The sequence below is a fragment of the Vibrio sp. 10N.261.46.A3 genome (assembly GCF_041472995.1).
In the GTDB taxonomy this organism is placed as follows: Bacteria; Pseudomonadota; Gammaproteobacteria; order Enterobacterales; family Vibrionaceae; genus Vibrio; species Vibrio coralliirubri.
Map to the genome: position 1 here is coordinate 1 of NZ_JBFRRH010000125.1, position 531 is coordinate 531.

Annotated in this window: 1 protein-coding gene; it reads left to right on the top strand. The window is 43.5% G+C overall.

Annotated features, from left to right (window positions below; translation table 11 throughout):
* Nucleotides 1-81: 81 nt before the first annotated feature.
* On the top strand, nucleotides 82-435 hold the full coding sequence (gene tnpA, locus AB4484_RS24010; RefSeq protein WP_372080707.1) for an IS66 family insertion sequence element accessory protein TnpA: 354 nt from the start codon (nucleotides 82-84) through the stop codon (nucleotides 433-435).
* The last annotated feature ends 96 nt before the right edge of the window (nucleotides 436-531 follow it).

The following is a 531-nucleotide window of genomic DNA, read 5'->3' on the forward strand; positions in this document are numbered from 1 at the left end:
GTAAGCGTCTTTAAATCGACTCATTCAATCCTTTTAATAAACGTCGTAACCTTTAACTTTGATCGTTAAAGGTACTCGAAAATGTCTCAGCATAGATCTCAACAAGAATGGCTACGCCTTGTGCAGAAGTATTACAATAGTGAGCAGTCTGCCGCTCAGTTTTGTTTAGAGCACAATCTTCATCCAAAAACGTTTGATAACAACCGTCGCAAACTACACCACTTAGTCAACATGCCTAAAAAACGAGAAGATTCACTTTCCGAATTCGTTGTTGTTGAAAAAACAACCAAGCCAAACACCAAAACCGAGCAACTGCCTGCCTCTACGTTACCCACGGAATTACGCCTTGAAGCCGGGGCCTGCTCTCTTCATGTGCCTCGTGATGTCACACCTCAGTGGCTCGGCCTTCTATTGAAGGAGCTCGCAGCCGTATGAAAATGTTCCTTGATACCTCTGTTATCTATCTCCACAAGGCACCCGTCGATTTTAGAAAGGGCATTAACGGCTTGAGCTTTATCGTTGAACAGAATA

Coding starts and splice junctions, on each gene's coding strand:
- tnpA (WP_372080707.1), top strand. CDS start 82: ATGTCTCAGCATAGATCTCAACAAGAATGGCTACGCCTTGTGCAGAAG.